At 71.9% G+C, this 23,794-nt stretch carries 17 protein-coding genes and 2 pseudogenes; 9 read left to right on the forward strand and 10 right to left on the reverse strand.

All coding sequences use genetic code 11. The annotated features are described in order from the left end of the window. From ACRDSK_RS17725 to ACRDSK_RS17745, 5 genes are all read left to right on the forward strand, one after another. Positions 1-1,084, forward strand: a 1,084-nt coding sequence (locus tag ACRDSK_RS17725; protein WP_431442158.1) for an ATP-binding cassette domain-containing protein, incomplete at its 5' end; no start/stop codon positions are given. 183 nt (positions 1,085-1,267) lie between these two features. Beyond that, complete coding sequence (locus ACRDSK_RS17730) at positions 1,268-3,019, forward strand: ABC transporter ATP-binding protein (protein ID WP_431442159.1); 1,752 nt, start codon at positions 1,268-1,270, stop codon at positions 3,017-3,019. A gap of 72 nt (positions 3,020-3,091) precedes the next feature. Beyond that, positions 3,092-4,150: a LacI family DNA-binding transcriptional regulator gene (locus tag ACRDSK_RS17735; protein ID WP_431442160.1), complete on the forward strand. Its 1,059-nt coding sequence runs from the start codon at positions 3,092-3,094 to the stop codon at positions 4,148-4,150. Between the two features lie 128 nt (positions 4,151-4,278). Then, positions 4,279-6,114 (forward strand): GH39 family glycosyl hydrolase, encoded by a 1,836-nt coding sequence (locus tag ACRDSK_RS17740; RefSeq protein ID WP_431442161.1) that lies wholly within the window; start codon positions 4,279-4,281, stop codon positions 6,112-6,114. 26 nt (positions 6,115-6,140) lie between these two features. After that, a complete protein-coding gene (locus ACRDSK_RS17745; RefSeq protein WP_431442162.1) occupies positions 6,141-7,673 on the forward strand; it encodes an alpha-amylase family glycosyl hydrolase in 1,533 nt (510 codons plus the stop codon). Between the two features lie 142 nt (positions 7,674-7,815). Here ACRDSK_RS17745 and ACRDSK_RS17750 read toward each other — a convergent pair whose 3' ends face one another. The 4 genes from ACRDSK_RS17750 to ACRDSK_RS17765 form a co-directional block, all read right to left on the reverse strand. After that, the gene (locus ACRDSK_RS17750) at positions 7,816-9,621 is read right to left on the reverse strand and encodes an ABC transporter ATP-binding protein (RefSeq protein ID WP_431442163.1); all 1,806 of its coding nucleotides are present in this window, start codon (positions 9,619-9,621) and stop codon (positions 7,816-7,818) included. A 78-nt stretch (positions 9,622-9,699) separates the two neighbouring features. Beyond that, entirely contained in the window at positions 9,700-10,608 is a 909-nt protein-coding gene (locus ACRDSK_RS17755) for an ABC transporter permease (protein WP_431442164.1), read from the reverse strand. Further along, a complete protein-coding gene (locus ACRDSK_RS17760) occupies positions 10,605-11,603 on the reverse strand; it encodes an ABC transporter permease (protein WP_431442165.1) in 999 nt (332 codons plus the stop codon). The genes ACRDSK_RS17755 and ACRDSK_RS17760 overlap by 4 nt, the downstream gene beginning before the upstream one ends. Further along, positions 11,600-13,219, reverse strand: coding sequence for an ABC transporter substrate-binding protein (locus ACRDSK_RS17765; protein WP_431442166.1), 1,620 nt, complete (start codon positions 13,217-13,219; stop codon positions 11,600-11,602). The genes ACRDSK_RS17760 and ACRDSK_RS17765 overlap by 4 nt, the downstream gene beginning before the upstream one ends. A 282-nt stretch (positions 13,220-13,501) precedes the next feature. On the opposite strand from ACRDSK_RS17765, the pseudogene ACRDSK_RS17770 reads away from it, so the two are divergent. The 4 genes and pseudogenes from ACRDSK_RS17770 to ACRDSK_RS17785 form a co-directional block, all read left to right on the forward strand. Further along, positions 13,502-14,038: pseudogene (locus ACRDSK_RS17770) on the forward strand (beta-galactosidase); the annotation flags it as partial. A 765-nt stretch (positions 14,039-14,803) separates the two neighbouring features. Then, a complete protein-coding gene (locus ACRDSK_RS17775) occupies positions 14,804-15,889 on the forward strand; it encodes a hypothetical protein (RefSeq protein ID WP_431442174.1) in 1,086 nt (361 codons plus the stop codon). Between the two features lie 29 nt (positions 15,890-15,918). After that, complete coding sequence (locus ACRDSK_RS17780) at positions 15,919-16,344, forward strand: nuclear transport factor 2 family protein (RefSeq protein WP_431442167.1); 426 nt, start codon at positions 15,919-15,921, stop codon at positions 16,342-16,344. 212 nt (positions 16,345-16,556) lie between these two features. Beyond that, positions 16,557-16,838: a hypothetical protein gene (locus tag ACRDSK_RS17785; protein ID WP_431442168.1), complete on the forward strand. Its 282-nt coding sequence runs from the start codon at positions 16,557-16,559 to the stop codon at positions 16,836-16,838. Here the strand turns inward: ACRDSK_RS17785 and ACRDSK_RS17790 are convergent. The 6 genes and pseudogenes from ACRDSK_RS17790 to ACRDSK_RS17815 form a co-directional block, all read right to left on the reverse strand. Beyond that, positions 16,835-17,212, reverse strand: a complete 378-nt coding sequence (locus ACRDSK_RS17790) for a VOC family protein (RefSeq protein WP_431442169.1) — start codon at positions 17,210-17,212, stop codon at positions 16,835-16,837. The two genes, ACRDSK_RS17785 and ACRDSK_RS17790, sit on opposite strands and share 4 nt — an antisense overlap. A gap of 40 nt (positions 17,213-17,252) precedes the next feature. Continuing rightward, positions 17,253-19,346 (reverse strand): putative bifunctional diguanylate cyclase/phosphodiesterase, encoded by a 2,094-nt coding sequence (locus tag ACRDSK_RS17795; RefSeq protein ID WP_431442170.1) that lies wholly within the window; start codon positions 19,344-19,346, stop codon positions 17,253-17,255. Between the two features lie 177 nt (positions 19,347-19,523). Next, a complete protein-coding gene (pucD, locus tag ACRDSK_RS17800; protein WP_431442171.1) occupies positions 19,524-21,827 on the reverse strand; it encodes a xanthine dehydrogenase subunit D in 2,304 nt (767 codons plus the stop codon). Next, the gene (locus tag ACRDSK_RS17805; RefSeq protein WP_431442172.1) at positions 21,824-23,173 is read right to left on the reverse strand and encodes an 8-oxoguanine deaminase; all 1,350 of its coding nucleotides are present in this window, start codon (positions 23,171-23,173) and stop codon (positions 21,824-21,826) included. The genes pucD and ACRDSK_RS17805 overlap by 4 nt, the downstream gene beginning before the upstream one ends. Continuing rightward, the gene (locus ACRDSK_RS17810) at positions 23,170-23,643 is read right to left on the reverse strand and encodes a (2Fe-2S)-binding protein (protein WP_431442173.1); all 474 of its coding nucleotides are present in this window, start codon (positions 23,641-23,643) and stop codon (positions 23,170-23,172) included. Before ACRDSK_RS17810 ends, ACRDSK_RS17805 begins: the two co-directional genes overlap by 4 nt. Next, a pseudogene (locus ACRDSK_RS17815) lies at positions 23,643-23,794 on the reverse strand (FAD binding domain-containing protein); the annotation flags it as partial. The pseudogene ACRDSK_RS17815 and the gene ACRDSK_RS17810, both read right to left, overlap by 1 nt.

The raw sequence follows: 23,794 nt of genomic DNA on the forward strand, positions 1-23,794 counted from the left end.
GGTGCGCGGCGTACGGGCCCTGCGCGGGATCGGCGCGCGGGCGAGCGCGGCGGACGCCTACCGGGCGTCGAGCCGCACGGCGCTGCGCGCGTCGCTGCGCGCGGCCACCACGGGCGGCGCGTACGAGGGCCTCACCGCGGCGGTGAGCGGGCTGTTCCTGGCCGCGGTCGCGGGGCTCGCCGGCTGGTTCGCGCTGGACGGGCGGATCTCGATCGGCGAGCTGATCACCGTGGTCGGCCTCGCCCAGTTCATCGCGGAACCGGTGCGGCTGCTGGGCATCGCCGGGCAGATCGTCGCGCAGGCGCGGGCGTCGGCCGAGCGGCTGGGGCGGATCCTGACCGCGGCTCCGGTGCTCGCGCCGGGCTCGCGCACCGACGTGCCGGGCGCGGGCGTGGCGCTGTCGGACGTGTCGTACCGGACGCTCGACCGCCTGACGCTGCGGGTCGGCCCGGCGGAGACGGTTGGCGTGGTCTGTCACGACCAGCGCGACTGCGACGCGCTGCTCGTGCTGCTGGCCGGCACGGTCCCGGCCGGCGAGTACCGGGGTTCGCTGGTCGTCGGCGGCGTGCCGGCCGCGGAGCTGGCGCTGCCGGTGCTGCGCGGCACGGTGCTGGTCGAGCAGCACGACGTCGCGCTGTTCGAGGGGACGCTGCGCGACAACCTGAACGCCGGCGCCGCCCACGGACAGCTCCGGCTCGAGGCGGCCGTGCGGGCGGCGGCGGCCGAGGACATCGTGGCCGCGCATCCGGCCGGGCTCGGCCGTCCGGTCACCGACCGCGGCACGACGCTCTCCGGTGGGCAGCGGCAGCGGATCGGCCTGGCGCGGGCCCTCGCCGCGGACCCGCCGGTACTGGTCCTGCACGACCCGACGACCGCGGTGGACGCGGTCACCGAGGAGCGGATCGCGCAGGGCATCGCGGCGCTGCGTGCCGGCGCCGGCACGCTGCTGGTGACGACGAGCCCGGCGCTGCTCGCGATCACCGACCGGGTCCTCGTGCTCGACGCCGGCCGCGTCGTCGCGGAGGGCACGCACGAGGACCTGGCCGATTCGGTCGAGCGATACCGAAGTGAGGTGCTTCGGTGAGCGGAGCCTGCGGAGCGAACCAGAAAACACAGGGCGGAGCTTGCGGAGCGAACCCTCAGACACAGGGCGACCGTGAGCGGCGGCACCGAGCCTGCGAGGGGGCGTCGTGAGCGGAGCTTGCGGAGCGAACCAGAAAACACAGGGCGACCGCGAGCGGCGGCACCGAGCCTGCGAGGGGGCGTCGTGAGTGCCAACCAGATGTTGCCCGTCGCCTCGCCGCGGCGGACCTGGGCGATGCTCTGGGCCGACGTGCGGCGGCTGCCCTGGCTCGGGCTCGCCACCGCTGTCACCGCCGTCGGGGCCAGTGCGGGCGGGCTCGTCGCGCCCTGGGTCCTCGGGAACATGGTCGACGACATCATCGCCTCGGGCGCCGCGCGGGCCGGCGTGCTGTGGGCGGCCGGGGTCATCGCGGTCGCGGCGCTCGCGACCGGCGTGCTGACCGGGGTCTCCGCCGCGCTGCTGGCCCGCCTCGGCGAGACCGTGCTCGCGCGGCTGCGCGAGCGCGTCCTCGACCGCACCCTGCACCTGCCGGCCGCCACGCTCGACAAGGTCGGCGCGGGCGATCTGCTCTCCCGGGTCGGCGACGACGTCTCGGTGGTCACCAAGGCGCTCGTCACGACCGGACCCGTGCTCGCCTCGGCGCTGCTCACGATCGGGCTGACCGGCGCCGGCATGTTCGCCCTCGACTGGCGGCTCGGGCTCGCGGGCCTGGCCGCCGCGCCGATGTACGTGCTCGCGGTGCGCTGGTACCTGCCCCGCTCCGGGCCGTTCTACGCCAACGAGCGGGTGGCGATCGGCGAGCGCGCGCAGGCGATGGTGAGCTCGCTGCAGAGCGGCGCCACGCTGCGCGCCTACCGCCTCGAGGCCGTGCACACCGCCGAGATCAACGAGCGCTCGCGGGCCGCGATGGACCTGTCGATCGGCGTGTTCCGGCTGTTCACCCGGCTCGTCGGGCGGATGAACCGGGCCGAGCTCGTCGGGCTCTCGGCGATCCTCGTGACCGGCTTCCTGCTCGTCCGGGCGGACCTCGTCACGGTCGGCGCGACCACCGCCGCGGCGCTGTACTTCCACCGGCTGTTCAACCCGATCGGCGCGGTGATCATCGAGTTCGACGAGATCCAGGCGGCCGGCGCGAGCCTCGCCCGGCTCGTCGGCGTCGCCTCGCTGGACCGGCCGCCACCGCCGGCGCGGTTCACCGAGCCGGCCGACGCGTCGCTGGAGCTGCGCCACGTCTGCCACCGCTACGACGACGGTCCGCTGGTGCTGTCCGACGTGTCGGTGCGCATCGAGCCGGGCGAGCGGCTCGCGGTGGTCGGCGCGACCGGGGCCGGAAAGTCGACGCTCGCCGGCATCGCGGCCGGGCTGCTGGAGCCGGCGGGCGGCACGGTCCGGCTCGGCGGGGTGCCGGTCGGCGCGTTCGACCGCCGGCACGTCGCGATGTTGAGCCAGGAGGTGCACGTGTTCTCCGGGCCGCTGGTGGCCGACCTGCGGCTCGCCCGGCCGGACGCGTCCGTCACCGAGGTGGCCGACGCGCTGGGCCTGGTCGGCGCCCTGGCCTGGGTCCGCGCGCTGCCCGCCGGGCTGGACACCGTGGTCGGCGAGAGCGCGCACCGGCTGACCGCGGCCCAGGCCCAGCAGGTGGCGCTCGCCCGGCTCGTGCTGGCCGACCCGACGGTCGCGATCCTCGACGAGGCCACCGCGGAGGCCGGCAGCGCGGGCGCCCGCCTGCTGGAGCGTTCCGCGCGCGCCGCGACCGCGGGTCGCACCACGCTGATCGTCGCGCACCGGCTGACCCAGGCCGAGCTCGCCGACCGGGTGCTCGTGCTCGACGGCGGCCGGGTCGTCGAGACCGGGTCGCACGACGAGCTCGCGCGGGCCGGCGGCCGCTATGCGGAGTTGTGGCGAAGCTGGACCAGAGCCGGTACTGCGAGTTAACTCGTTGCCGCTGCCCGACACGCCGGGTAGCGTTGACGTTTTGAATGCGCTTACATGAGGGACGGTTTCTGGGTGAGTGCCCCCACGGTGTACGACGTCGCCGAACGCGCGCAGGTGTCCATCGCTACCGTGTCCCGCGTCTACCGCAACCCGGACACGGTGCGCGCGACGACCCGGGAGCGCGTGCTCGCGGTGGCGCGCGAGCTCGGGTACGTGCCGAGCGGCAACGCGCGCGGGCTGGCCAGCCGCACGACCGGGGTGCTCGGGCTGTGCTTCCCCGACTACGCCGACCCGGAGGTCGACAACCCCGAAGACAGCTCCGACGACGCCGCCGACGATCCCGAGCACATGCTCTACGCCGACGAGATCACCCGCGGCATGGAGCGCGCCGCCCGTCGGCACGGCTACGCGCTGCTGATCGCGGCCTCGCTCGCCGGCGGCCCGGAGAGTCTGGTGGCCAAGGTGGCCGGCCGGGTGGACGGGTTCGCGGTGCTGGCCCGCACGGTGCCGACCGAGGACCTGGAGATCATCTCCCGCCGGCTGCCGATCGTGATGATCGCCGGCCCGCGGGAGATCGACCACCTCGACCACCTGCAGGTCGCGAACGACGACGGCGAGTACGAGCTGACCCGGCACCTGATCGCCGACCACGGGCTGACCCGGCTCGCGTACATCAGCGGCGGCGAGGACTCCCCGGACGCGACGGCCCGGTTCGCCGGCTTCCAGCGCGCGCTCGCCGACTCCGGTCTACCGGTGCCCGGCGAGCCGGACATCCGCGGCAACTTCACCCAGGCCGACGGCCGGGCCGCGGCGCAGCGGCTGCTCGACGCCGCCGGGGCGGTGCCGCAGGCTCTGGTGTGCGCGAACGACCAGATGGCCGTCGGCGCGCTGCAGACGATGGAGCGGCGCGGCATCCGCGTACCGCAGGACGTGGCGGTGGTCGGGTTCGACGGCATCCCGCTGGGCCGGGTCGTGCGGCCGAGCCTGACCACGGTCAGCCAGCCGATGCGCCGACTCGGCGAGACCGCGGTGGACCTGCTGGTCGAGCGGCTGCGCGACCCGGACCGCGAGCCGCGCTCGGTGCTGCTGCCGGTCTCCCAGACGCGCCGGCACAGCTGCGGCTGCCCCTAGCCGGCTGCTCCAGCCGGCTGCCTTGGTCGGCCAGGTCTGGACCTAAGTCCCTTGCGAGGGCTCTCTCGGCCACCTAGTGTATGCGCTTACAGGAAGCGCTTTCAGACGACAGGCTAGGGGGCCACGCGGTGACCGAGACCAGCGCGCGCGAGGACTGGGAGCAGCGCATCGGGCAGCCGAGCGACGAGCGCCTCACCGGGACCGGCGAGCTGCCGCCGCCCGACGGGCTCGTCGCCGAGGCCGGCACCGGGCTGGTGCGGTTGGACTGGCCACCGGTCGAGGGCGCGCTCGGCTACCTGGTGCACCGGGCCGGCTCACCGGAGGGCCTGTTCGAGCCGCTCGACCACCTCGGCGGCGACGTGCTCGCGGTGCCCCATCCGCCCTACGCCGACACACTCGTCGAGCCGGGCGCGACCTACTACTACCGGGTGGCCACGTGGAGCCAGGACGGCGCGGGCGCGCTGTCGGCTACCGCATCGGCCGCACCTCAGCCAGCGGGACCGGCGCCGGCGCGGGTGGTCGTGTCCGTGGACACGACCGCGGCGCCGGCCCCGCTACCGGACGTGTGGCGCCGGATGATCGGCGCCGAGCACTACTCGCTGCTGATCTGGGACCAGCCCGGTCCCGGCGGCTCCGACGTGGCCGCCGAGTACGCCGAGGCGCTGCGGATCATGCGCGACGAGGTCGGCGTGCGGGCCGTGCGCGCGCACGGCACGTTCCTGCCCGAGACGGTCTCCGTGCGCGAGGACGGCTCGTTCGACTTCACCGGCCTGGACGAGGTGTACGACCGGTTCCTGGAGACCGGGCTGAAGCCGGTGGTCGAGCTGTCGTTCATGCCGGCCGCGCTGTGCGAGGACCCGGACTACACGGTCTTCGAGTACAAGGCGACCGTGTCCGTGCCCAAGGACTGGTCCCGCTGGGGCGACCTTGTCCGCGACCTGACGGTCCACCTGCGCGAGCGCTACGGCGCCGACGAGGTGGCCACCTGGGAGTTCGAGGTCTGGAACGAGGCCAACCTCGAGGTGTTCTGGAACGGCACCCGCGAGGACTACTTCCGGCTCTACGAGATCGCGGCACGCGCGGTGAAGAGCGTCGACGGGCGGATCCCGGTCGGCGGGCCGTCCTCGGCCGCGGCCGGCTGGGTGGGCGGACTGCTGGAGTTCTGCCTGGCGAACGACGTGCCGATCGACTTCGTGTCCACACACACCTACGGCAACGCGCCGCTGGACATGCGGCCGCTGACCCGCTCGTACGCCAAGGCGACCGGCAAGGCCGAGCCGGAGATCCTGTGGACCGAGTGGGGTGTCACGCCGACGCACTTCCACCGGGTCAACGACAGCGTGTTCGCCGCGCCGTTCGTGCTGCGCGGGATGAAGAGCGCGCTCGCCACGACCGACTGCCTGGCCTACTGGGTGTGCTCGGACCAGTTCGAGGAGCTGGGCTGGCCGCCGCGGTTGCTGCACGGCGGGTTCGGCCTGCTCACCGTCGGAAACCTGCGCAAGCCGCGGTTCTGGGCGCTCGCCATGCTCTCCGCGCTCGCCGGCGGGCGCGTCCCCGCGTCGGTGACCGGTGACGGTGCCGAGGCGATGGTCGAGGCGCTCGCCACGAAGACGGCGGCGACCGTGGACGTGCTGGTGTGGAACGGCACGCTCGACCAGTCCAAAATCGACGGTGCGGCGATCCTCGACCGGACGGTCGCGGTGGAGCTCTCGGGACTGACGCCGGGCCGCTACGCGGTGGTGTCGTCGCGGGTGGACGAGAAGCACGCGAACGTCAAGCGGACCTGGGAGCACCTCGGCGGTGGCGACTGGCCGACCGACGACCAGTGGGACTCGCTGCGCGACGCGGACACGCTGCCGGTCGAGTACCTTGCGGACGTGACGGCCGGCGCGGACGGCACCGCGTCGGTCACCGTCGAGGTACCCATGCCGGGCATCCGCTCGCTGCGGCTGACCCGGCGGTGACGCGGACCGACGAGCGAGGAGCGTTCATGCCCGACTGGTTGACGGATGCCGTCCTGTACCAGATCTACCCGCAGAGCTTCGCGGACAGCAACGGCGACGGCATCGGCGACCTGAACGGTGTCGAGTCCAAACTGGACTATCTGGCCTGGCTCGGCGTCAACACGGTGTGGCTCAACCCGTGCTTCGCCTCGCCGATGCGCGACGCCGGCTACGACGTGGCTGACTACCTCGCGATCGACTCGCGCTACGGGACGCGTGACGACCTCACGAAGCTGGTCGACGCCGCCGGCCGGCGCGGCATCCGAGTGCTGCTGGACCTGGTCGCCGGGCACACGTCCGACCAGCACCCGTGGTTCCAGCACTCGATGAACGACCCGGACGACCACCGCTACGTCTGGTCGGACCGCCAGGCGAGCGGCTTCCAGCCCTCGCCCGGCTCGCGGCCCGGGTTCTACCTGCCGAACTTCTTCCCGGTGCAGCCGGCGCTGAACTTCGGCTACGGGCGGATGGACCCGGACGAGCCGTGGCGCCAGCCGGTCGACGCGGACGGCCCGCGGGAGAACCGCCAGGCGCTGCGCGACATCATGGACCACTGGCTGCGCCTCGGTATCTCGGGCTTCCGGGTGGACATGGCCTCGTCGCTGGTGAAGGACGACGCCGGCAAGGCGGAGACGGCCAAGCTGTGGCGCGAGATGCGCGCGTGGATCGACTCCGCGCACCCGGAGGCGGTGCTGCTGAGCGAGTGGGCGCAGCCGCACGTGTCGGTGCCGGCGGGCTTCCACGCGGACTTCTTCCTGCACTTCGGGTCGAGCCAGGCGTTCCGCTCGCTGTGGCACAACGGCGCGGTCTACGACGACACGTGGCGCCCGCCGCGGCCGTGCTACTTCGACGCGTCCGGCGCGGGCTCGATCTCGGAGTTCTTGGCCGAGTGGGCCACCGCGACGTCGGTCATCGGCACCGACGGCCACATCATCCTGCCGACGTCGAACCACGACTTCCCCCGGCTCGTCGCCGGCCGGCGCACCGCGGACCAGGCGCGGGCGGCGTTCGTGTTCGTGCTGACCTGGCCGACGCTGCCGGCGATCTACTTCGGCGACGAGATCGGCATGCAGTACCAGCCCGGGCTGCCGGACCTGGAGGGCGCCACGCTGGGCCCGCCCCGCGCCGGCTACAACCGGGCGGGCTCGCGCACGCCGATGCAGTGGGACGCGAACGACCCGGACGTGACCTACCTGCCGCCCCACCCGTCCCCCGAGCGCCCGAACGTGGCCGACTCGCGGTCGGACCCGGACTCGCTGCTGAACCTGGTGCACGAGCTGATCGCGTTGCGCAAGGCGAACCCGTCCCTTGGCGCCACGGGCGGCGTGGAGATCCTCTACCCGGGCTACCCGTTCGTCTACCGCCGCGGCGAGTTCACGATCGCGGTGAACCCGTCGTTCACCCCGCGGACCGCAGACATCGCGACACCCGGTGAGCTGGTGCTGGGCCGGGACGCGGGCCACGAGGCCGGCAGGCTGCACATGGACCGGTTCTCCTACGCCGTCTTCCGGACAAGCTGAGTCAGCCATCCTCCGGGACCTGGTCCCCCACCACGTCGGCGCGCAGCTGCTCGGCCGCCGCCTGGTTCGCTCGTGCGTAGCTGATGAAGACCGTCATCCCGCGCCTCCGCCGAACAAGAGTGAGGCGCGCGACGGTTGTAACTCAGGACGTCACTGAGCGCTCCCATGGGTTCGGCAGCGCGTCGAGCAGCAGCTTCGTGTACTCGGCGGTCGAGGAGCGGATCACCGACAGCGTCGGGCCCTGCTCGACCACCGAGCCGTCCTTGAGCACCAGCACCTCGTCGGCCAGCAGCCGGGCCGACAGCAGGTCGTGGGTGATGTAGAGCATCGCCAGGTCCCGGGTGTACACCAGCTCGTCGAGCAGCTCGACGATCTCCGCCCGGATGGACACGTCCAGCATCGAGATCGGCTCGTCGGCCACCAGCACCGACGGCTCCGGCGCCAGGGCCCGCGCCACGACCACCCGCTGGCGCTGCCCGCCCGACATCTGGTGCGGGTACCGGTCCAGGAACCCCACCGGCAGGCCGACCGTCGACAGCAGCGACGCCGCCCGCGCGCGGGCGTCCGCCGTGGACAGTCCCAGGTGGTTGCGCAGCGGCCGGGACAGTGTCTGCCCCACCGTCTTCACCGGGTTCAGCGCCGAGAACGGGTCCTGGAAAACCAGCTGCACGTGCTTGCGGTAGCCCCGCAGCGCCCGCCCGCGCAACCCGTGCACGGCCGTGTCGCCGAAGCGCACCGAGCCGGAGTCCGGCCGCTCGATGCCCGTGATCAGCTTCGCGATCGTCGACTTGCCGCTGCCACTCTGCCCCACCAGCGCCGTGACTCGCCCGCGCCGCAACGAGAACGACACGTCGGCCACCGCGGCGACGTGCCCGTGCCGCCGGGTCGCGTACGTCTTGCTCACGTTCTCCACGGCCAGCACGGTCTCCGACTCCTCGGCCGACCGCTCGTGGCGGCTGAACCGGCTGTCCAGGTCCACCCGGGACTCCGGCGACCCGGCCGCGACGTGGCACGCGACCTGTGCCGGGCCGACCGGGACCAGCACCGGCGCCTCGACCGAACAGCGCTCGATCGCCTCGGGGCAGCGGTCCACGAACAGGCAACCCTCGTGCGTCTTCGACAGGTCCGGCGGCCGGCCCGGGATGAACGTGACGTCCACCTGCTCGTCGCGCGGGTCGGCGTAGCTGCCCAGCAGCCCGCGCGTGTACGGATGCCGCGGCGTGCGCAGCATGTCCGCCGAGCGCTGTTCCTCCACCAGCTCGCCGGCGTACATCACCAGCACCCGGTCCGCGACCTCCAGCACGGTGCCCAGGTCGTGGCTGATCAGCAGCACCGCGAAGCCCTTCTCGCGCTGCAGCGACCGCACGCTGTCCAAGATGGACCGCTGCACGACGACGTCCAGCCCGGTCGTCGGCTCGTCCAGCACGACGAGCCGCGGGTCCAGCGCGAGCGCGAGGGCCAGCGCCACCCGCTGCTTCATCCCGCCGGAGAGCTCGTGCGGGTAGAACCGCAGGAACGACGGGTCGATCAGGACCATCTCCAGCAGCTCCGCGCTGCGCCGGCGGATCTCGGCCGGCGACAGGTCGGTGTGCGTGGTGAACACGTCCCGGAACTGGGTCTCGACCGTGAGGACCGGGTTCAGCGAGTTCATCGAGGACTGGAACACCGTCGACATCCGGCGCCACCGCAGCGGTCGCAGCCCCGCCTCGCCGAGCGTGGTGATGTCGGTGTCGTCGAAGACGACCGTGCCGCCGGTGATCCGCGCCGGCGGGTCCAGCAGCCGCAGCAACGCGTTGCCCAGGGTGGACTTGCCGCAGCCGGACTCGCCGAGCAGGCCGACGCACTCGCCCGCCCCGATCGAGAAGCTCACGCCGCGCACCGCGTGCGTCGGCGGTTGGCGCTTGGTGTCGTAGGTGACCGAGAGATCCGTGACGTCCAAAAGGGACACGACTCCCGACGACCCCTCGCGGGCTCGGTGTCGCCGCTCGCGGTCGCCCGGTGTTGAATGGTTCGCTCGCAAGCTCGCTCACTCCTCCCGCAGGGCCGGGTTGCTCAGCGCGTCGACGCCGAAGTTGATCAGTGTCATCGCGGTGACGAGCATGGTGAGCGCGAGCCCCGGCGCGATCAGCCACGGCCACTGGCCGGTGAGCAGCGCGCCGCCGTTGTCGGCCCAGTAGAGCATCGTGCCCCAGCTGACCGTGGCCGGGTCGCCGAGCCCGAGGAACTCCAGCCCCGCCTCGGCGCCGACCGCGGCGGTGGCCGCACCCATGAAGCCGACCACGACGAGCGAGGTCATGTTCGGCATGATCTCCCGGAAGACGATTCGCATCGTGCCGTCGCCGGCGAGCTTCGCGGCGGTGACGTAGTCCCTGGTGCGCAACGTGATAACCTGCGCGCGCTTGATCTTCGCGCCGAACGCCCAGCCGGTCACGCTGATCACGAAGATGATCAGCCAGACGCCCCGCACCGGCGAGTACGCGGCGAGCGTGATCATCAGCGGCAGCACGGGGATCACCAGCGCGAGGTTGGTCAGCCCGGAGAGGAACTCGTCGACCCAGCCACGCAGGTAGCCGGCGGTCAGCCCGATCAGCAGGGCGATGATCGTCGAGAACGTGCCCGCCACGAAGCCGACCAGCAGCGAAGTCCGGGCGCCGAAGACGAGCTGGGAGAACACGTCCTGGCCCTGGGTGGTCGTGCCCATCCAGTGCTCGCCGCTGGTCGGCAGGCCCGCCGCGAACTCGGTCGACTCCGGGTCGTGCGGCGCGACCAGCGGGGCGAACGCGGCGACGAGCACGAAGACCGCGAGCAGCCCCAGGCCGACCCGGCTCTTCCCGTTGGCCCACAGGATCCGCACCCACTGCGGCACGCGACCGCGACGGACGAGGATCGGCTCGTCGACCGGCATCGGCTGCACGGCAGGCGTCGTAATGGTCATCGGACACTCGCCTCCTTCCGCACCCGCGGATCGAGCACGCCGAGCAGGAAGTCGGCCAGCAGGTTCGCGATCAGCACACCCGTGGTGATGAACAGGAACAGTGCCTGCATCAGCGGGTAGTCGCGCGAGGTGACCGCCTCGATCATCAGCCGACCCAGCCCCGGGTAGTCGAAGATCGTCTCCACCAGCACGGTGCCGCCGAGGATCGCGCCGAGAGCGAGGGCGAGTCCGGTGATGTTGGGCAGGATCGCCACCCGCGCGCCGTACATCAGCGCGATCCGGCGCACCCGCAGCCCCTTGGCCCGCGCGAGCCGCGTGTAGTCCTCGCCGAGCGACTGCACCATGTTGTTGCGCATCCCGATGATCCACCCGGCCGGCGCGGTGATCAGAATGGACAGTGCGGGCAGGATGCCGTGGTAGGCGGCGTCCCCGACGAACTCCCACGACCACCCCGGCTCGACGCCGGTGGAGAAGCCGCCCGCGTTCGGGAACCAGTTCGCCACGAACGCCAGGAAGTACAGCAGCAGCAACGCGATCCAGAAGAACGGCAGCGAGCCGATGAACTGGGAGCCAAGCGTCACCACCGAGTCGAACCGCGAGTTGCGCCGCCACGCCGCGAACGCACCCAGCACCGTGCCGATCAGGAAGCCGAGGATCTGCGTGACACCCACTAGCACCAGCGTCCACGGCAGCGCCTCGCCGATCATGTGCGTCACCGAGTACGGGAAGTACGTGTAGCTCACGCCGAAGTCGCCCCGCACGAGCTGGCCCAGATAGTCCCAGTACTGCTGGAGCACCGACTCGTCCTTCAGGCCCAGCATCAGCCGCACCGCGCGGATCTGGTCCGGGTCGACCGCCGCGCCCTGGCCGGACAGCTGCGAGACGATCGACTCGGCCGGGTCCCCCGGCTGCAGCCGCGGGATCAGGAAGTTCAGCGTGACCGCGCCCCACAGGGTGACGACGAAGAACGCGGTCCGCCGCAGGAAGTACCTCACTGTCCCGCGGGACGCACGCGCGTGATCATCAGCAGCACGTCCGAGACCGAGGCGTACGGGTTCTTCTCGTCCGGCCAGCCCGTCACCCGTGCGGTCCGGTACTGGAACCACTTCGCGCCGTACCACAGCGGGATGTTGGGCACCTCGTCCATCATGATCCGCTGCAGCCCGTACGCGGCCTCCTGCTGGGACTTCTCGTCGCCGGCCGCGGCGAGCTCGTCGAGCAGGTCGTCGGTCGCCGGGTCGCGCCAGCGGGTGAAGTTCGAGACGGCCTTCTCGCCGATGTCGGCCGACTGCACCGACGACAGCGGGTCGGCGAAGTTCTTGTGGATGTTGCAGTCGGTGTTGTAGACGCCGAAGAGCATGTCGAACCGGCCGGTCTCGCGGTCGGCGTTGTAGACGGTCTCCTGCGGGCTCGCGACGTCGACGCCGATGCCGAGCTCCTCCAGGTTGCGCTTCACGATCTGGGCCGCGGAGATCCAGTCGCTCCATCCGGAGGGCACCTTCAGCTCCAGGGCGAGCGGCTTGCCGTCCTTGCCGAACCGCTTGCCGTCGCGCTCGGCGTACCCGGCGTCGTCCAGCGCCTGCTTCGCCTTGTCCGCGTCGAAGTCGATCCGGCCCGCGTCCGGGATGTCCGGGTCGAGCCACTTCTCCTGGTTGGGCAGGATCAGGCTGGACTGGCTCGCGGTCTCGACGTAGCCGAACTGCGCCTTGTCCGCGATCTCCTGCCGGTCGATCGCACCGGTCAGCGCACGGCGGAACTCGACGTCGTCGAACGGCGCCTTGGTCAGGTTCATGTACAGGCTGATCACGCCGCCGGGCGCGAACCAGTACTTGTTGTGCTCCGGATCCTTGGCGACGTAGCCCTGGTCGATGTTCGGCACGAACATCGCGTTCATGTCGTACTCACCGCGCTCGAGGCGCAGCTGGTCGGTCTGGCCCTGCTGGGTCTTGCTGAACCGCAGCTCCTTGACCTTGACCTTGTCCGCCTGCCAGTAGTCCGGATCGCGCTCGAGGACCATCTGCCGGCTGTTGAACGTCTTCACCTTGAACGGCCCGGTGCCCACGGCCTCGGCGTTGGTGAAGGCGACCGGGTCCTTCTCCTTCTCCCAGACGTGCTTGGGCACGATCTCGATCATCGCGATCTTGGAGAACAGCAGCACGGCCGGGCTGGTGAACTGCATGACGACCTGGTTGCCCTGCGCGGTGACCGAGTCCAGCACCGGGCCGATGCCCTTCAGGTCCAGCGCCGGGTTCCGCTTGATCATCTCGTAGGTGAACGCCACGTCGTCGGCGGTGAGCGGCTTGCCGTCGTGCCACTTCACGCCGTCGCGCAGGGTGAAGGTGAGCTTCTGGGTGCCCTCCCACTGGTAGTCGGTGGCGAGCCACGGGTTCTCGGTGCACCCGTTCTGGTCCACCTGGTACAGCGTCTCGAACGTGTACCCGATGACGGCCTTGTTCGGCGAGAACGGGTTGAAGTTGCGCTGCGGCGAGGTGCCGGGCGCGTAGCCGCCGAGGTTGAGGAAGGGGACCAGGCCGTCGGCGGTCAGCCCTTCGGGTTCCGCTCCGCCCGCCGAGCACGCCGTGGTCAGCCCCACGGCTGCCGCGATCGTCACCGCCAGATAGCGCCAGCTGCGAGCACTGTTCAAAGGTCCGGCCGACCTCCGTTGGCAACGCCCCACACCAACGCCGCGCTCGGTCCGTCGGCCTGCTTCGAATAGTGCTCGCCGTGCCACTCCGCACCTCCCGCTCGCCTGGGTCCGGCCCGCGTCGGCCGTCCCATCGAGAAATGTAAGCGCATCCTGTATGCGCTTCCATTTTGTGGGAGACTAACCCTCACCAGCGTCCACTGGCAACTGGCGGGCAGCAGATCCGGGGCGAGCGGAGGAGTCGCGTAGATGGCCGACACCGTGCGGTACGAGCGGAAGCGAATCGTGGTCGACGGCCGCGCGGAGCTGCTGCTCTGCGGCGAGATCCACTACTTCCGGCTGCGCCGCGACGAGTGGCAGGACCGGCTGGAGAAGGCGAAACGAGCCGGGCTGAACACGATCGCGACCTACATCCCGTGGCTGTGACACGAGCTTCCGGACGGGACGGTCGATGTGGACGGTCGCACCCGGCCGGAACGGGACCTGGGCGGCTTCCTGGACCTGTGCCACGCCAACGGGTTCCACGTGATCGCCCGGCCGGGCCCGTTCGTGATGGCCGAGCTGAAGAACGAGGGCCTGCCCTACCGGGTCTACACCGAGCACCCGGAGATCGTGCCGACCGGCTGGGACGGAGCCCCCGCGACGACGCGGACGGTCGACTACCTCGCGCCGGCGTTCCTCGCCGCGGCACGCGGGTGGTACCGGGAGGTCATCCCGGTGATCGCGGCCAGGCTGAGCGGCAACGGCGGCCCGGTGGTCGCGGTGCAGCTGGACAACGAGGTCGGCATGCTCGCGTGGGTCAGCAACACCCCAGACCTCACCGACCACCTGCTCGCCGACTTCAACGGCTGGCTGGGCGAGAAGGGCCTCGCCGGGCACTACCCCGGGCCGGTGTCGCGCTCGGTCAAGGAGGAGCACGCGGCGCGGCTCATGCGCGACCTCGGCACGTTCATGCGCGGCCGGTTCGCCCGCTACCTCACCGAGCTGCGGGCCTACGCGGAGGAGTTCGGCATCTGCGGCGTGCCGTTCGTGGTCAACATCCACGGCACCGACGGCGGCATGACGGAGACGTTCCCGATCGGCATCAGCCAGCTGATGGACAGCTACTCCGGCGTGCCCGGGATGCTGTCCGGCACGGACCTCTACCTGGGCGAGCTGACCGTCACCAACGCCGCGGGCCTGTACCTGGTCAACGCGTACTGCGAGGCGGTGCACGACGCCGACCAGCCGCTGACCTCGATGGAGTTCGAGGCGGGCACGGGCGACTACGGCTGCGACCTGTCCCGCCAGTTCGACCCGTCCGCGGTGGACCTGAAGACGCGGATGTGCCTGGCGCAGGGCAACAAGCTGCTCAACTACTACCTGTTCGCCGGCGGGGTCAACCCGCCGCTGGACGAGCCGGTCGGGGACGGCAACGACCGGATCGCGTTCACCGGCGAGCGGCACGGGTTCGCCGCGCCGATCGACCCCGAGGGCCGGCTCAGCCCGGTGTACGCGCCGACGGCGCGGGTGCTGAAGGCGGCCGGGGCGCTCGCGCCGCAGCTCGCCGAGATGACCGAGGAGCACGACAAGGTGGCGATCGGCTTCGTGCCCGACCACTACCTGACCGAGTACCACTACCCCGGCTCCGAGTCGGTCGGCGAGGTGCTCGACGACGTGGTGGGCTCCCGCGGCACCGGTCCGCGCGGCATCCTGGCGCGGGCCATGCTGCTCGGCGGGTTCCGGTTCGGAGCGGTGAACCTGCAGGCCGGGGTACCGGACACCCGGTCCGTGCCGGTGCTGGCGCTGGCCGGCACCACGCACCTGCCGGCCGGCGTCCAGGCGACGCTGGTCGAGTACCTGCGCGCCGGCGGCCGGCTGCTGCTCGCCGGGCGGGTACCGGAGCGGGACATGACCGGCGAGCCGTGCACGGTGCTGCGCGACGCGCTCGGCCTGAGCCCGCTGGGGTCGCTGCGCGGCACGCCGGAGTTCTTCACCTCGGTGACCGCGCACGGCTGGGCAGCGCCCCGGCCGGAGACCCGTACCGGCTTCGCCGAGCTGTACGAGCCGGCCACGGGCGAGGTCGTGCTGCGCGAGCTGTCCACCGGGCACGGGTGCGGGTTCGACATCCCCGTCGGCGGTCACGAAGGCACTGGCCGCGCGGTCGTGTTCAGCACCGACTACGAGTGCGACCTCGACCTGTGGCGGGCCGCGTTCGCCGCGCTGGGCACCAAGCCTGGACTGACCCACACCGCGGCCATCCCCGGCGTGGTGCTGCTGACCAGCACCGACGGGGCCGGCGGGCGGATCCTGCACGCGCTGAACCTGTCCGGCTACGACCAGGAGCTGACCATCGTCGAGCGCGGCTGGCCGCTGCTGGGCGGCGCGACGCTGCGGCTGCCGGGCCGGCGGGCGCTGATGCTGCCGCTGGACCTGTCGCTGGGCGGGCTGGCGGTGGCCCACGCGACGGCGGAGCCGGTGGCGGTCGCGGCAGGCGCGGTCACGTTCCGGGCGCTCACGCAGGGGGCGTTCGTGGCCGTCCGCGGCCCGGTGACCTGCACGGATCCTCGCGTGACGGTCCACGAGCGGGAGGGGCTGACCGTGGTGGCGGCGGGCGGCCCCGGCGAGTTCACCGTGTCCCGGTCCCCCGGCCGATGACCACCGCCGGCTCCGTTAGCGTTGCCGCCATGTTCCAGACCGACACGGCGGCCTTCGTGCGCCGCTTCGCCGAGGCGTGGGCCGAGCCGACCGTCGACGGGATCGTCGCGCTCACGCACCCGGACGTGACGTTCGTCCAGCCGCTGACCGCGACCGTGCGCGGACACGCGGCGGTGGCGAACATGCTGGACGAGCTGCTGTCGACGTTCCCCGACCTGCGGGCCGAGCTGGTCTCGTGGGCGCCGGTGGACGACGACACGGTGTTCGTCGAGCTGCGCCTGCGCGGCACGTTCGGCCGCCGGCTCGTCGAGTGGGTGACCGTGGACAAGATCGAGCTTCGGGACGGGCTGATCGTCTCCCGCACGGCCCACTTCGACGGTGTGCGGCTGCTGGGCTCGCTCGCGCGCCGGCCGCGCGGCTGGCCGACCTGGCTGCGCGCCAAGCTCGATCGCTGAGGAGGAACGCGATGCACCGATCGGCCGATCTCGCTGGTGCATCCGGGGGTTTCGCGTATCTCCGGCTACCCCTGGTACTCGTTATTGGTAACACTCCGTTAAGAATTTCGATGAAACCACACGGGGTCAGTGTTCATCCAACAAATGTCAGTGGCGAGTGTTAGAACATACTCGCAAAGGGATCCGAAACAGGCACACGAGGAATCGACGACATGTCCACCGCCCGAACCGCGGAAACGACCACCGACGAACTCAACCACCGAGCCATCTCGATGCTCCGCGCGGTTGTGGCCGGACGCGCGCAGATCAGCTGCAGCAGCGAGCCCGACCTCTTCATCGACAACGTTCCCTGCTGTGACCAGTACACAGCGCACATGCTCGCGCACGCCGGGTTGATAGAACCCGCCGCACGCGGTGTGGTCGGCGATGTCGTGCCGGCGCAGCTGACCGCCGCCGGCGAAGCGGCGATCCCCCCGGCCACGGCCGCCGCCTAATTTCGGCGGTCCTTTCGGATCGGGTGTTCCGAGGGTATTTCCACGAACACGATCCGTAACCCGTCCGGGTCGGCGATCCACATTTCGAGCAGACCCCACGGTTCTTCTCGCGCCTCGCGCACAATAGGCACGTTCCGTCGCGCCAACTCACTCGCCGTGGCCGCGATATCGCGAACCTGCAGCCACAACACCACATCGGATCCCGGGCCGTCGGCACCCTGTCCGGACACCTCCAGCAGCCCGTTGCCGGTGAAGAACACCGTGCCGCCGGGGAACTCCCGGAACACCGCGAGACCCAACACGTCCCGGTAGAACACGAGCGAGCGCTCCGGCTCCCGCGGCCGGATGATCAGGCGGCTACTCAAGTACTCCATGCCCCGAGCATCCCGCACGGCCGCCTCGGTCGCGTGCTCTTCAAGCGACGAACAGGTGCTCCGCGTCCTGGGGCGAACCGGCGGTACCGGTGAAGTCGCCCTGGACGATTTCCGCGCCGACCGCGCGCCACCACTCGTACTGGGCCTCGCTCGCGATGTCGCCCACCATGACCGGGATGCCGGCATCGCGGACCAGCGGGACGAGCTGGCGCACGGAGCGGGTGAACAGCGCGTCCTCGCCCATGCGGTCCACCCGCGAGACCGCGACGGGCGACATCTTCACCGCGCGGACCGGCAGGTCCTCCAGGCACGCGAGGTCCCCGCGGGTGGTGCCGAACTCGTACAGCACCACCGCGATGCCGAGGTCCACCAGCACGTCCATGTTCTCCTCGGCCAGCCCGTCGGTCACGCGCAGCGCCGACACCGGCATGCCGAACTGCAGCTGTCCCGGGTCGAGCGCGGCGTCGGCCAGCGCCGTGCGCACGGTCGCCACCAGGTCCGGGTCGCCGGCGAGCTCGGGCGAGAGCTCCAGGTAGAGCTTCGGCAGCTCACCGTTGAACCGGTCGGTCCACGTGCGCAGCTGCGTGCACGCCCGGCTGAGCAGCCACTTCCCGATCGGCAGCGACAGCCCGGTGTCGGCGAGCACGGTCAGGCAGCGCCCGTGGTCGAGCGTGCCCTGCACGGCGTGGTCCCAGCACAGCAGCGCCTGCACCGCGACGATGCTCTTGTCCCGCACCGACACGAGCGGCTGGTACTCGATCCGGATCTCGCCGCTCTCCCACGCGCCGGGCAGCGACCCAGCGAGCTGGAACCGGGTTTGGTCCCGCTCGTTCGCGTCCAGGTCGACCATCCCCCACTGCCGCCGGCCGGTCGACTTGAGCCGCTGCAGCGTGGTGTCGGTGGCCCGCAGCAGGTCCTCCGGCGAGGTGTCCGAGTGCGGACGGTGCACGACGGCGATGGTCGCGGTCGCGGCGATGCCCTCGTCGCCGAGGTAGATCGGCTCGGCGAGCTCGTCGTTGATGTGCGCGGCGATGCTGCCGATGCTCGGCGTGCCAAGCGTGTTCACCAGCAGCACGCCGAACTCGTCGCCGTCGAACCGGGCGATGGTGGCGGTCTCGCCGTCGAACACCTGCCGCAGCTTGGTCGCGACCGACTGCAGCAGCCGGTCGCCGGCCTGCCGGCCCATCCCGTTGTTGATCGCCCGGAAGCCGTCCAGGTCCAGATGGAAGACGGTCACCCCGTCGACCCGCTCCTTGCCGTTCAGCGACTCCTCGAGCAGGCCGAGGAACCGGTGCCGGTTCACCAGGCCGGTGAGCGCGTCGTGGATCGCCTGGAACTGCAGCTGTCCTTCGAGGAAGTGCTTGTCCGACACGTCCTCCGCGGACGTCACGTAGTAACGGGGCGTGCCGTCGGGGTCGCGCAGCACCGACGCGGACAGGAAGACCAGCGCCTCCTCACCGTCCGCACGCAGCAGCCGGCGCCGCTCGCGGAAGGGCAGCGAGTCCTCCTCCAGCAGCACCTGATAGCGCAGCCGCAGGTACTCCGCGTCCTCCGGGTGGAACAGCTCCTCCAGCCGCTCGGCGGCCAGCCGTCCGCGGCGGTGGTCCAGGATGTCGGCCAGCGCCCGGTTGAAGCGCACCAGCGCGCCGTCCAGGGTGCTGATCGCCATGCCCACCGAGGACGACGAGAAGATCTCCTCGAACCGCGCCTCGCTGTCCTCCAGCGCGCGCTCCGCGTTCTCCCGCGCGCGGATCAGCGCCCGCGTCAGGTCCTCCTGCTGGTCGAACAGCCGCCGCCGCATGCCCTCGCCGAAACCGCGCGCCATCGCGCTGAACAGCTGCACGAGCCGGTCAGCCGAATCGCCGATCGCGGCGCGTTCGCGTAGCCGAGGCATGCCCCTACCCAGTTCGTTGACCGAGGACTCGAGACACTCGGGGTTCGACAAACCCAGTTCCACCAACCGTTGCGCGATCCGCGCGCCCGGTTCCGCGCTGAACGGCTTCGCGCGCCAGGCATCCACGAGACCGTCGAGCGCGTTCGCCAGCTCGCGCTCGATCTCGTCTCGGGACCGTGCTATGTAGATGACCTGAGCCAGCGCTCCCGCCCACTCGCTGACCAGCTCAGATCGATCCACCGGAGCCATCCATTGGCCAAGTCCTCGAGTCGTCCTTCTCCGGTGACGCCGCTGGCAGACGCTACCAGCGACGTTGGAGACCACTCTGCGCCCAACCGGGCACCGATTGCCGTTGTCGCAACCACCCTAGGTGCTGGACGCTCGGCCAAACGGGTGAACTATTGCCGCGTCAACAAGCTATGCGCCGACGATGTGCTCCGGCCGCACGGGCACGCGGGCAAGCGCGATCCCGGTAGCCGCGCGGATCGCGGCGACGATCGCCGGCGTCGAGGACAGGGTCGGCGGCTCGCCGACGCCACGCAGTCCGTACGGGGCATGCGGGTCCGCGCGCTCCAGCACGTCGATCGGCATCGGCGGCATGTCCAGCACCGTGGGGATCAGGTAGTCGGTGAACGACGGGTTGCGCACCACGCCGTCGACGACCTGGATCTCCTCCATCACCGCGAGGCCGAGGCCCTGCGCGGAGCCGCCCTGGATCTGGCCGACCACCGCGTCCGGGTTGATCGCGCGGCCGACATCCTGCGCGCACGCCAGCTCCACCACCCGCACGAGGCCGAGCTCGACGTCCACGTCGACAACCGCCCGGTGCGCGGCGAACGCGTACTGCACGTGCGCGAAACCCTGCCCCGTCAACGGATCCACCGGCATGGTCGGCCGGTGCCGCCACTCCACGGTCCGCTCGACGGACTTGCCGCCGAGCACCTCGACGAGGTCGGCGACCACCTCCTGGTCGCCGGACACGACCTTGCCGCCGGCGAGCCCGACCGCCGCGATGCCCAGCCGGGTGGCCGCGAGCGCCAGCACGGCCTCGCGCACCGCCTCGCACGCGGCCTTCACCGCGCCGCCCGTCACGTAGCTCTGCCGCGACGCCGAGCTCGACCCCGCGCTGCCGACGTCGGTGTCCGCCGGCTGGATCACCACCCGCTGCACGCCGAGCTCGGTGCGGGCGATCTGCGCCTGCAGCGTGACCAGTCCCTGGCCGACCTCCGCCGCCGCGGTGTGCACCGCCACCACCGGCTCGCCGCCGATCACCTCGAGGCGCACGCGGGCGGTGGAGTAGTCGTCGAAGCCTTCGGAGAAGCCGACGTTCTTGACGCCCACGCCGTACCCGACACCGCGCACCACGCCCTCGCCGTGGGTCGTGTTGGACACGCCGCCGGGCAGCTCGCGCAGGTCCCGCGGCGCGACCGGCTCGGCCGGCATCGGCTTGTCCCGCACCAACGTGAGCAGCTCGGCGACCGGCGCGGCCGAGTCCACGACCTGGCCGGTCGGCATGACCGAGCCCTCCCGCACCGCGTTGCGGATCCGGACGTCGACCGGGTGCATGCCCAGCGCCTCGGCGAGCTTGTCCAACTGGGACTCGTAGGCGAAGCAGGCCTGTACCGCGCCGAAGCCGCGCATCGCGCCGCACGGCGGGTTGTTGGTGTAGACGCCGTAGCAGTCGATGTGCACGTTCGGCACGTCGTAGGGGCCAGCGCCGAGCGTGGCCGCGTTGCCCGCGACCGCCGCGGTGGTCGACGCGTACGCGCCGCCGTCGAGGATCATCTCGGCCCGCACGTAGACGAGGTCACCGGCGCGGGTGGCGCCGTGCTCGTAGCGCAGCACCGCCGGATGCCGGTGCACGTGCCCGAAGAAGGACTCCTCGCGGCCGTAGACGATCTTGATCGGCTTGCCCGTGCGCAGCGCCAGCAGGCAGGCGTGCACCTGCATCGACAGGTCCTCCCGCGCGCCGAACGCGCCGCCGACGCCGGCGAGGTGCAGCCGCACCTTGTCCGCGGGCAGCCCGAGCGCCCGGGCCACCTGCCGCTGGTCGGCGTGCAGCCACTGGGTGGCGACGAACAGGTCGACCCCGCCGTCCTCGGCGGGCACCGCCATGCCCGACTCCGGCCCCAGGAACGCCTGGTCCTGCATGCCGACCGTGTACTCACCGCGGACCACCACGTCCGCGGCGGGCGCGGGGTCGCCGTGCCGGATCCGCACGTGCCGCACGACGTTGCCGCCCTCGTGCGTCGGGTGCAGCACCGGCGCGTCCGCCCGCATGGCCGCCTCGGCGTCGGTGACCGGCGCGAGCACCTCGTAGTCGACCCGTACCCGCGCGGCCGCCCGCCGCGCGGTCTCCGGGTGGTCGGCGGCCACGATCGCGACCGACTCCCCTTGGTAGCGAACGACGTTCTCGGCGAGCACCGGCTGGTCGGCGTGCTCTAGGCCGTAGATGTTCTCGCCGGTGACGTCCTCGTGCGTGAGCACGGCGAAGACGCCCGGCGTCGCGAGCGCCGGGCCGATGTCGATGCCGCGGATGCGGGCGTGCGGGTGGGGACTGCGCAACGTGGCGCCCCAGAGCATGTCGTCGGACCACATGTCCGAGGAGTAGGCGAACTCGCCCTTCACCTTGAGCGTGCCGTCCGGGCGCGGCGGGCTGTCGCCGACCGCGCCGGCGACGGTGGCGGTGAGCGTCTCGGTGTTCGTCTCGGTGTTCGTCATCGCTTCTCCAGCAGTGCCAGGCTCGCCGCCCGCAGCGCGGTCGCGACGTCCACTTCGGACACCGTGCGACAGGCGCCGTCCTCGACCACCGGCCGGCCGCCCGCGAGCAGCAGCGCGAGCGGGGGCAACGAGCCAAGCACCAGCGCGGCCACCGGGTCGTCGATGCCGGCGTGCTCGACGCCGTCCAGCCGCCACACCGCGAGGTCGGCGAGCTTGCCCGGCTCGAGGGAGCCCAGCTCGTCCTGGCGGCCGAGGCAGCGCGCGCCGCCCATCGTGGCCAGCCGAAGCGAGTCGCGGGCGGACAACGCGGCCGGCCCGCCGCGCAGCCGCGCCAGGTAGGTGGCCGTTCGCAGCTCGACGCCGAGCCCACCGTCCTCATTGGACGCGGCACCGTCCACCCCGAGACCCACCGGCGCGCCCGCGGCGACCAGGTCCGCGACCCGCGCGAAACCGGCACCCAGCCGGGCGTTGGACGTCGGGCAGTGCGCCACGCCCGTGCCGGTGGCGCCGAGCCGCGCGACCGCGCCGTCGGAGAAGTGGATCCCGTGCGCCAGCCACACGTCCTCGCCGAGCCAGCCGGTCCGGTCGGCGTACTCCATCGGCGTGCAACCGAGCTCGGCGAGGCACTGCTGCTCCTCGTCCACGGTCTCGGCGAGGTGGGTGTGCAGCCGGACTCCCTTGTCCCGCGCCAGGTCCGCGGCCTGCGACATCAGCTCGGTCGACACGGTGAACGGCGAGCACGGGCCGACCGCGACGCGCACGAACGCCTCGGGCGCCGGGTCGTGGTAGCGGTCGATCGCCTCGGCGGTGGCGACGAGCGCCTCGTCCCGGTTCTCCACGACGGAGTCGGGCGGCAGCCCGCCGTTCGACTCGCCGCGGTCCATCGAGCCGCGCACCGCGTGCAGCCGCAGGCCGACCTGGCCGGCCGCCTCGACGATCGGGGCGATCAGGTCACCGGCGCCGCGCGGGAAGACGTAGTGGTGGTCGGCCGCGGTCGTGCAGCCGGTCTTCGCGAGGCGCACCAGCCCGGCGGCCGCGGCCGCGTGGGTGATCTTGTCGTCGATGCCGACCCACACCGGGTACAGCTCGGTGAGCCATTCGAAGAGCGTCGCCTGCTGGGCGAACCCGCGGGTGGCCCACTGGTAGAGGTGGTGGTGGGTGTTGACGAGGCCGGGGGTGACCAGGCAGCCGGTCGCGTCGATCCGCCGGTCCGCCGGGCCGTCCGGCGCGGGGCCGGCGCCGACCGCCTCGATCCGGCCGTCGGCCACCACGACGTGGCCGGTGGCGTGCTCGGTGCCGGCCGCGTCCACGGTGGCGATCGCGGCGCCGTCGATGACGATCCTCATGCCCGCTCCCCCACCTGACTCGCGGCGAGCCGCACCGCGTCCAGGATCTTCTCGTACCCGGTGCAGCGGCACAGGTTCCCGGCGAGCGCCTCGCGGATCTCCGCGTCGCTCGCGTCCGGCTTGCGGCGCACCAGGTCGTGCGCGGCGACGATCAGCCCGGGCGTGCAGAACCCGCACTGCACGGCCCCTGTCCGGACGAACGCCTCCTGCACCGGGTCCAGCTCGTCGCCCTCGGCCAGCCCCTCGACCGTGCGCACCGAGCGGCCCTCGACCTGGCCGGCCGCGACGAGGCACGCGCACACCGGGGTGCCGTCGAGGTACACCGTGCAGGAGCCGCACTCGCCCTGCTCGCAGGCGTTCTTCGAGCCGGGCAGGCCGAGCCGCTCGCGCAGCACGTACAGCAGGCTCTCCCCGGGCCACACATCGTCGGCGGTCATCGCCTCGCCGTTGACCTCCACGTTCACCCGCATCACGTCCACCTCTCCCGGTCCTGCCAGGTCCAGCGCAGCGTCCGGCCCGCCAGCACGGCGAGCGCGTGGCGCCGGTAGGCCGCGCTGCCGCGCACGTCGTCGATCGGGCGCGCGGCGGCCGCGACCAGCTCGCCGAACTCCCGGGTCACCT

This window comes from Actinophytocola sp., from assembly GCF_050699915.1.
Classification (GTDB): Bacteria; Actinomycetota; Actinomycetes; order Mycobacteriales; family Pseudonocardiaceae; genus Actinophytocola.